The following is an 8,396-nucleotide window of genomic DNA, read 5'->3' on the forward strand; positions in this document are numbered from 1 at the left end:
GGGCGTCGCCGTGCATGCGTGGCGCTACTTCCCCCCGGGCCACGAGCGCGACTTCTTCTGGCCGCTGTGGCTGACGCTGGCGTGCGGGCTGGGCGCGGTGGCGGTCGTCGGCGACGTCTTCAACCTCTACGTCGCCTTCGAGGTGACGTCGATTGCCGCCGTGGGCCTGGTGGCCCTGGGCCACGGCGCGGTGGCGCGCGTGGCCGCGGAGCGCTACGTGCTGGTGGCCCTGGGCGGCTCGCTGGTCTACCTGCTGGCGGTGGCGCTGCTGTACGCGGAGTATGGCGTGCTGGACATGGCGGAGCTCGCCGCGCGGGTGCGGCCCTCGCCGACCACGGGGCTGGCGCTGGCCCTGGCCATGGCGGGCCTGTCCGCGAAGGCGGCGCTGCTGCCGCTGCACGGGTGGCTGCCGCCCGCGCACGCCAGCGCCCCGGCGCCCGCCAGCGCGCTGCTGTCCGCGCTGGTGGTGAAGGCGGCGCTGCGTTACCTGTTCGCGCATGACCTGCGCGGACGGATGCTCCGTTTCGACGTGATTTCGGTGGTGGGGCGCGGGGAGCGCGCCACCGTGGAGCACATCCCTGGCGCCTTCGACGCGGGGATGTGAGAGGACGACGCCATGGCTGGAACGCTCTATCTGGTGGCGACGCCCATCGGGAACCTGGGGGACGTCACGTCGCGCGCGTTGGAGACGCTGCGCGCGGTGCGCTTCATCGCGTGTGAGGACACGCGGCACTCGCGGGTGCTGCTCGACCACTTCGGCATTGGCGGGAAGGACCTGGTGAGCCTGCCTGCCTTCGCGGAAGGGCAGCGCGCCGGACGCATCCTGGACCGGATTGGGGAAGGGGAGGACTGCGCGCTCGTGACGGACGCGGGCAGCCCCGCCATCAGCGACCCGGGCGAGAAGCTGGTGTCCGAGGCGCTGGAGCGCGGCGTGACGGTGGTGCCGGTGCCAGGCCCCACGGCGCTGGTCGCGGCGCTGAGCGCCTCCGGGCTGCCCACGGGGCGCTTCCACTTCCTGGGCTTCGTCCCGCGCAAGGGCGCCGAGCGCCGGGCCATGCTGGAAGAGGTGGCGCAGCTGTCCGCCACCCTGGTGCTCTATGAGTCCCCACGCCGCCTGTCGGAGACGCTGCCGGACCTGCTCGACGCCTGGGGCGACCGGCGCGCGTGCGTGGCGCGGGAGCTGACGAAGCTGCACGAGGAGTTCGCCCGGGGCACCTTGTCCGAGCTGGCCGCGCGCTACGCGGCGGAAGCGCCTCGGGGCGAGGTGGTGGTGCTGGTGGAGGGCCGCACCGGCGAGACGCGCTGGTCCGAGGAGGAGCTGCGCCGGGCCCTGGAGGAGGGGCTGGCTCGCGGCGAGAAGCTCAAGGCGCTGAGCACCGAGCTGGCCCGCCGCGCGGGCTGGGCCGGTCAGGACGTCTACCGGCTGGGGCTTTCGCTGAAGCGCTGAGTCCGGAAGGTGGGCGCCGTCATCGGCGCCCACCCGGGCCCCGCTAGAAGCTGAACGTGGCGCTCAGGTCGAAGCGGAACGTGGTGCTCTCCACCGCGAGGAAGCGGCGGGACACCAGGTCGTAGCGCCAGTCGAAGTTGGGGTTGAGCTCGGGGGAGCCGGGCTGCAGGTCCACGGCGCCGTCACTGTTCACGTCACGCCCCGGCTCCTCGGCGGTGAGGGCGTGGTTGGTGTTGTAGAGGAACATGCCGGAGGCGCGAATCTGGAAGGCCTTCGACGGGTTCGCGGTCACGCCCAGCATGCCACCCACCTGGAAGTAGTCCTCGGAGGTGAGCAGCTTGCGCAGGGCGGCGCTCAGCTCGTTGTAGTAGCGGCCGCTGCCCACGTAGTTGCCGATGCCGCGGACGTCCAGGGCGAAGCGCTGCGACTTCGCCGGCCGGTTGAAGGGCACCAGCTCCACGCCGAAGAGCATGCCCGCGGTGTGAGGGGCGTTGATGCCCGTCTCCTTGCGGTTCCACGGCCCCTGGAAGCAGTTGCCCGGGGCGCCCAGGTTGTCCGGGTTGGACTCGGCCTGGGCACAGTTGGAGTAGGCACCCGGGCCGCGCACGGGGATGGTGTAGTGCGCCTTGAAGTACGGCTCGGCCGCGCCAATGCGGCGCGAGAAGGCCGTGTAGAGCTGGTACTTGTGGACGCGGTCGCCAATGTTGCCGCGGCTGTCCGAATTCGTCGTGTCCGCGGCCGCGTCACGCAGCTTCGCGGTGGGGGCCTCGTACTCCAGGCCGACAATCCAGGTGGGCTTCGTCTCGTCCTTCTCCTGGTTGAAGAAGGCGTAGGCCAGGCCGAAGCGCATGTTGCCCAGGCCGCCGCGGAAGCTCTCCTGCGGCACGTCGAACAGGGCGTTGGGCGGGGTTGTGCCGTCCAGGCAGCCGCCGATGACGGAGCCGTTGGCGTTCAGGCAGTTGTTGGTGATGGTGGACCTCTCGGGCGACGAGTTGGACGTGAAGTCCCAGCGCTCGTTCTGCGAGAAGACGACGGGCAGGGCGAAGGAGAACTCCAGGTCCCTGTAGAGGCCGACGGACAGCTCCAGGTTGAGCCGGGCGTCCACGCCCTTGTACCAGAGCTCCGTTGCATCCACGCGGCCCCCCGGTTGCCCGGCGGGGGCCAGCTGCTCGCGGACAATCTTCGCGCGGTTCTGCGTGCGCTCGAAGCCGACGTCGATGAAGAGGTCGAACGGGTCGTCCTCCTCGAGCGACGACGCAATCCGGGTGATGTCCGCCGCGCTGGCGGCGAACGGCGCGCCCAGCGTCAGCGCGGCAAGTACGACGCGAAGCCTGTGCATCCGACCTCCGACGGCAAATCTCCCCGGCCTTCCGGCAAGCCCAGGGGGCTTCCAGCTAGCCGTGCCGTCGAAGGAGTGTCAAGAAACGGGTGGCTTTTACTTGCCGGCCACCACGGATGCGCTCAGCAAGCCGTTCATCCGGCGCATCGCCGCCTCGAAACCCGGCCGGTGCTGCGCGGCCAACGCGCGGCGGAAGGTCTTGTGCTGGTCGTAGGGGTCCAGCACCCGGTCATCCTGCGTCATGAGCTGGTAGTGCAGGTGGGGGGCGAAGCTGCGGCCCGTGTTGCCGCTCTTGGCGATGACCTGGCCCACGGAGAACCGGGCGCCCGGCTTGACGCTCGAGTCCACCTCGTCCAGGTGGAGGAACAGCGCGCGGCGACCCTTGCCGCCCGACTCCACCAGCTCGATGCAGTTGCCGTTGCTGCGGAAGTTCCAGTTCTTCCGCTTCACCACGCCGTTGAAGGGGGCCTTGATGGGCGTGCCCACCGGGGTGCGGAAGTCCACGCCCTTGTGTCGGCGGCCGTCGCGGAGCAGGGACGTCACCTGCTCGTAGTCGTCGATGGGGGAGCGCTCCAGCCGCAGCTCCAGCTCGTCGCCGCCGGACAGGTAGTACCGGGCGTTGGGCTCGCCGTCGGCCTGGTAGCGGTACGCGCTCATCGTCTTGCCCAGCTTGGCGCTGGTGAAGCGCACCGCGTGCACCAGGGGCTCCTCGTTGTCGCGGCGCTGGAAGAGCACCTCCAGCGTGTCACCGCGCAGGATTTCCCCGGGCACGGAGACCCACCACACCAGGGTGCGCGTCACCACCTGCGCCAGCGCCGGGCCCACGTCGGAGCCCGCCGCGTTGACGAGCGCCGTCTCCAGGGGGCCGTTGATGCTCACCGACACGCGCTCCAGGCCCGCGGCCTTCACGGGGTCCGTGGGCACGGGCGCCGGCGTGGGCGCCGCGGCGAGCGCGCCCGCGTCGGGAGCCGCGCTGGGCACCTGGGCCGAGGCCTCTTCCGTCGCCTGAACCATCCGCTGCTTCCACCACCACACGCCTCCGGCGGCACCGCCGAGGATGAGTGACACGGCGACCACCGTGCCGAAGGGACTGCGCTTCGGAGGGGCACCGAGGGTGGGAAGGTTCGGCCGCATACAAGCTCCCTGAGTTGAAATGGGTGGGCGGGCCCGGAACCGACGCGCGCGAAGCGGAATTCCGCCTCCTCGCGGTCTATTCGTCCGGGCCGTCTTCCAGCCCGTCGGGTGTGGTGTCGCGCAAGCCAAACTCCTTCATCTTCGTCTGGAGTGACTTGCGGCTGATTTGAAGCAGGCGAGCGGCCCGGGTGACGTTGCCACCCGTCTCCTCGAGCTTCTTCACGATGAGGTCCCGCTCGAGCTCGGCGGCCTTCATCCGGACGATGTCCTTCAGGCCGACTTCCCCCGTGGGGACGTCGATGGAGGCCACCGCGCTGGCCAGGTTGGCGCCCGCCTGGACGCTCGTTCCCTGGCGGACCGGCTCCGGCAAATCACGGGCGGTGATGAGGGGCCCGTCCGCGAACAGGAGCACGCGCTCGATGAGGTTCTCCAACTCGCGGATGTTACCCGGCCACGCGTAGCCCTGGAGCAGGGCCATGGCGTCGTCGGCGATGCCTTCAATCTTCTTGTTGAGGCGCCGGTTGTACTTCTCCACGAAGTGCCGGGCGAGCATGGGGATGTCGCTGCGGCGCTCGCGCAGGGCGGGCAGGGAGATGGGGACCACCGCCAGGCGGTAGTAGAGGTCCTTGCGGAAGCGGCCGGCCTCAATCTCCGCCTGGAGGTCGCGGTTGGTGGCGGCCACGAGCCGCACGTCCACGCGCGTCGTCTTGATGCCGCCCACGCGCTCGAACTCGCCCTCCTGGAGCGCGCGCAGCAGCTTCACCTGCATCTCCACCGGAATCTCGCCAATCTCGTCCAGGAAGAGGGTGCCCTCGTCGGCCAGCTCGAAGCGGCCGGGCTTGGACGTGACGGCGCCGGTGAAGGCCCCGCGCTCGTAGCCGAAGAGCTCGCTCTCCAGCAGCGTGGCGGGGATGGCGGCGCAGTTGATCTTGATGAACGGCTTGTCGCGGCGGCTGGAGGCCCCGTGCAGCGCGGTGGCGATGAGCTCCTTGCCGGTGCCGCTCTCCCCGGTGATGAGCACCGTGGACGGCGTGTCCGCCACCTTGTCGATGATTTTGTAGACCTCTTGAATCGTCGACGAGTCGCCGATGATGGCCGCGCGCGCCTTCACGTCCGGGCGCACGGAGCGGCGGGCGCTCTCGTTCGTCTTCGCGGCCTTGGCGACGACGGAGGACAGCTCCGCCTGGTCGAAGGGCTTGGTGATGTAGTCGAACGCGCCCGCCTTGATGGCGTCCACGGCGGAGTCCACCGTGCCGTGCGCGGTGATGATGATGACGGGCACGTCCGGGTTGGCGGCGCGGATGGTGCCGAGCACCTCCATGCCGCCCACCTTGGGCATCACCAGGTCCGTCACCACGATGTCCGCGCCGTTCTTGTGGAACTCGGCGAGCCCCTGCTCGCCGTTCTCCGCCACGGTGACGTCGAAGCCGTCCCGGCGCAGCATCGCGGCGAGCACCTTGCGGAGGTTCGCCTCGTCGTCGATGACCAGGACCTTGGCCATGGTGGGAGTCGTGACCGCGGGCGGCCGGAACTAACGACGTTCCGTGGCGCCGGCGCCCTCCAGGGTGCAGATGGCGTCCGGGTGCTTGATGCGCAGCAGCAGCGCCTCCAGCACGCGGAACGGGTGGTTCATCCGCGACGCGCCCAGGTACGCCGCCACCATGTCCATGGACACCGCGAGGTCCATGTTCTCACGGCCGGTGGACACCACCACGCCGGAGTCCCCGCGCAGGCGGTTGGACTGGTAGACGCCGTCCGACGCGAGCTGGCGGATGGTCTCGATCTCCAGCACGCCCGTCTTCTCGTAGATGCGGTGCAGCTGCGAGTACAGCCGCGGCGACAGGACGACGGCGTAGGGGCCGAAGTGGCCCTGCTCGTTGAGCTTGCGCGTGGCCTCGACGATGGCCTGGAACCCACCGCCCGACGACGTCCAGTCACCCAGCGGCACCGTGAGCCGGCCGTTGGCCGTCATCAGGCCTTCGTAGCCCAGGCGCGCGTCACCGTAGAAGATGAGCTCGTCTTCCTGCTGCGCGCACAGCGCGGCGGCGCCGGCGGCGGCCGACACGTCCAGCGGCATGTTGTGCGTGCGCGCGGCCTCGATGTCGCGCCAGTGCAGCAGGAAGTCCTTGTAGATGATGGGGATGGTCTTGAACTTGCGAGCATCGGTGAAGACCATCGCGGTCTCCTGCTCGCCGACGATGTCCACGGCGCCGGGCGACACACCCTGGAACTCGTCGTAGGGCACCGTCTGCACCCCGGCGCCCAGCGGCCCGTAGATGTCCAGGATGCGCCGGCCCACCAGCGAACGCCGGGCGACCTGGATGACAGTCTCGTTCAGACGCGCCCACTCCTCTTCGCGGAGCGGGTTCTCGGCATGTCCAAGGAAGTCAGGCATGAAATGGGGCTCCAGAGGCATCGACTTGAAAGGGGGAAGAAAGCTTCAGCGACCGCTGCCGGAACCACCGCCACCCCGGCGCAGCGAACCCACGGTGAGCGGGTGCGACTCCACGGCGGGCGGCGGCGCGGGCAGGCCGTACAGCAGCCGCTGGGGCGGCAGGGACGTTGGCGGCTCGGAGGGGAGCCGGCCATGGCGGCCGTTGACGGAGAACGCCGGGCCGTCCGGAGCGGGCCCCTGGACGGTGGCGGGGGCGGGCGCCTCGGCGGCCTGGAAATGACCGGGGACGAAGGGCTTGGCGAAGTGGTCGTTCTGACCACTGTCCAACATGCGGAGCATGTGAACGGCTTCGGAGACGTGCTCCTTCTCCTCGGCGGCCAGGTGCTGGAAGAACGCGCGGACCTCCGGGTGGGAGGAGGCACGAGCGAAGGCTTCGTACTCGTTGATGGTCTCCAGCTCACGTGCCAGCACGAGGCGGATGCGCGCCACGTCGTCCAAGTCACTGTCGGGAGGGCCGGCCATTGAACCGGACCCTTGCAATCCAGGGGGTTCGGCGTCAAGCGAAACAGCGGGACGGGGGTTTCAGGCTTCATGCCACCGAACGGCCCGCGTAGAGTCCGCCGCTCTCGTGACCACGTCCTCGCCCGAGTCTTCGCCCCCGCCGGTCGCGCCGGTCGCGCCTCCTCGTCCCGAGCGCTCAGGAGGCGGCGCCACGCTGGTGGCCGCCGGCATCCTTGCTTCCCGGCTGATGGGCCTGGTGCGCGAGCGCGTCTTCGCCCACTACCTGGGCAACGCGGAGGCCGCGGCCGTCTTCAAGGCGGCGCTGCGCATTCCCAACTTCCTGCAGAACCTGTTCGGCGAGGGCGTCCTCTCCGGCTCGTTCATTCCCGTCTACGCGCAGCTCCTGGGCCGCAAGGACACGGAGACGGCGGACCGGGTCGCGGGCGCCGTCTTTGGCATCCTGTCCCTGGTCACGGCGGTGGTGGTGGCGCTGGGCATGGTGTTCACCCCGTTCCTGGTGGATGCCATCGCGCCCGGCTTCCAGGGACAGGAGCGGGCGCTGGCCGTCCAGCTGGTGCGCATCCTCTTCCCCGGCACGGGCATGCTGGTGCTGAGCGCCTGGTGCCTGGGCATCCTCAACAGCCACCGGCGCTTCCTCCTCTCGTATCTGGCGCCCGTCGTCTGGAACCTGGTCATCATCGCCGCGTTGGTGGCCGCGGGAGGCCGCTACGAGGAAGCGGCGCTGGTCTCGGTGCTGGCCTACGCCGTGGTGCTGGGCAGCTTCCTCCAGTTCGCGGTGCAGGTGCCCTCCGTCCTCAAGTTGCTGGGCCGCTTCCGCCCGACGCTGTCGCTGGCGGCGGAGCCCGTGCGACAGGTGCTGAAGAACTTCGGGCCGGTGGTGCTGGGGCGCGGCGTGGTCCAGGTCAGCGCCTGGGTGGACACGGCCTTCGCGTCGCTCATCTCCAACCGCGCGCTGTCCTCGCTGCTCTACGCGCAGACCCTCTACCTCATCCCGGTGAGCCTCTTTGGGATGGCGGTGTCCGCGGCGGAGCTGCCGGAGATGTCGCGCGCCACGGGTGAGGGCGCGGACGTGGCCGCGAAGCTGCGCCAGCGCATCGACGGAGGCGCTCGCCGCATCTGCTTCTGGGTCGTCCCCTCCGCGGCGGCCTTCCTCTTCCTGGGCGACATGGTGGCGGCGGCGCTGCTGCAGACGGGGCGCTTCGACGCGGCGGACTCGCGTTACCTCTGGTACCTGCTCATGGGGGCGGCGCTGGGCCTGGTGGCCTCCACGGTGGGCCGCCTCTATTCCTCCGCCTTCTACGCGCTGAAGGACCCGAAGACGCCGCTGCGCTTCGCGGTGGTGCGCGTGCTGGTGGGCACCCTGGGCGCATGGGTGCTGGGCCTGCGGCTGCCGGGATGGCTCGGCGTGCCGCAGCACCTGGGCGCGTTGGGCCTGACCCTGGCGAGTGGCCTGGTGGCCTGGTTGGAGGCGGGACTGCTGCGCCGCAAGCTGGTGAAGCAGCTGGGGCCGGTCGGCGTGCCGTCGGGGTTGCTGCCTCGCTTGTGGGGCGCCGCGGTGG

General features: G+C 70.2%; 8 protein-coding genes. 3 read left to right on the top strand and 5 right to left on the bottom strand.

All coding sequences use genetic code 11. The annotated features are described in order from the left end of the window. The first annotated feature begins 169 nt into the window (after positions 1-169). Together G4D87_RS40305 and rsmI are read left to right on the top strand one after the other, a co-directional pair. Positions 170-604, top strand: a complete 435-nt coding sequence (locus G4D87_RS40305; RefSeq protein WP_371928609.1) for a proton-conducting transporter transmembrane domain-containing protein — start codon at positions 170-172, stop codon at positions 602-604. Between the two features lie 12 nt (positions 605-616). After that, the gene (gene rsmI, locus G4D87_RS28615) at positions 617-1,447 is read left to right on the top strand and encodes a 16S rRNA (cytidine(1402)-2'-O)-methyltransferase (RefSeq protein WP_163785881.1); all 831 of its coding nucleotides are present in this window, start codon (positions 617-619) and stop codon (positions 1,445-1,447) included. Between the two features lie 43 nt (positions 1,448-1,490). On the opposite strand, the gene G4D87_RS28620 is transcribed toward rsmI, so the two are convergent. The 5 genes from G4D87_RS28620 to encB all read right to left on the bottom strand — a co-directional run bounded on the left by G4D87_RS28620 (position 1,491) and on the right by encB (position 6,837). Then, positions 1,491-2,786, bottom strand: coding sequence for a hypothetical protein (locus G4D87_RS28620; protein ID WP_163785882.1), 1,296 nt, complete (start codon positions 2,784-2,786; stop codon positions 1,491-1,493). Positions 2,787-2,882: 96 nt separating this feature from the next. Further along, positions 2,883-4,049 carry a peptidoglycan DD-metalloendopeptidase family protein gene (locus G4D87_RS28625; protein ID WP_163785883.1) on the bottom strand — a complete coding sequence of 389 codons (1,167 nt, stop codon included), beginning with the start codon at positions 4,047-4,049 and terminating at the stop codon, positions 2,883-2,885. Continuing rightward, entirely contained in the window at positions 3,997-5,421 is a 1,425-nt protein-coding gene (locus G4D87_RS28630; protein ID WP_163785884.1) for a sigma-54-dependent transcriptional regulator, read from the bottom strand. The genes G4D87_RS28625 and G4D87_RS28630 overlap by 53 nt, the downstream gene beginning before the upstream one ends. Before the next feature lie 30 nt (positions 5,422-5,451). After that, positions 5,452-6,315, bottom strand: a complete 864-nt coding sequence (encA, locus tag G4D87_RS28635; RefSeq protein ID WP_163785885.1) for an encapsulin nanocompartment shell protein EncA — start codon at positions 6,313-6,315, stop codon at positions 5,452-5,454. A gap of 45 nt (positions 6,316-6,360) precedes the next feature. After that, a complete protein-coding gene (encB, locus tag G4D87_RS28640; protein WP_176410091.1) occupies positions 6,361-6,837 on the bottom strand; it encodes an encapsulin nanocompartment cargo protein EncB in 477 nt (158 codons plus the stop codon). A gap of 106 nt (positions 6,838-6,943) precedes the next feature. Between encB and murJ the strand changes: the two genes are divergently transcribed. Beyond that, a partial coding sequence (murJ, locus tag G4D87_RS28645) for a murein biosynthesis integral membrane protein MurJ (protein WP_163785887.1) occupies positions 6,944-8,396 on the top strand: 1,453 nt, incomplete at its 3' end.

This window comes from Myxococcus vastator (assembly GCF_010894475.1).
Taxonomy (GTDB): Bacteria; Myxococcota; Myxococcia; order Myxococcales; family Myxococcaceae; genus Myxococcus; species Myxococcus vastator.

Coding starts and splice junctions, on each gene's coding strand:
- rsmI (WP_163785881.1), top strand. CDS start 617: ATGGCTGGAACGCTCTATCTGGTGGCGACGCCCATCGGGAACCTGGGG.
- G4D87_RS28620 (WP_163785882.1), bottom strand. CDS start 2,786: ATGCACAGGCTTCGCGTCGTACTTGCCGCGCTGACGCTGGGCGCGCCG.
- G4D87_RS28630 (WP_163785884.1), bottom strand. CDS start 5,421: ATGGCCAAGGTCCTGGTCATCGACGACGAGGCGAACCTCCGCAAGGTG.
- encA (WP_163785885.1), bottom strand. CDS start 6,315: ATGCCTGACTTCCTTGGACATGCCGAGAACCCGCTCCGCGAAGAGGAG.
- encB (WP_176410091.1), bottom strand. CDS start 6,837: ATGGCCGGCCCTCCCGACAGTGACTTGGACGACGTGGCGCGCATCCGC.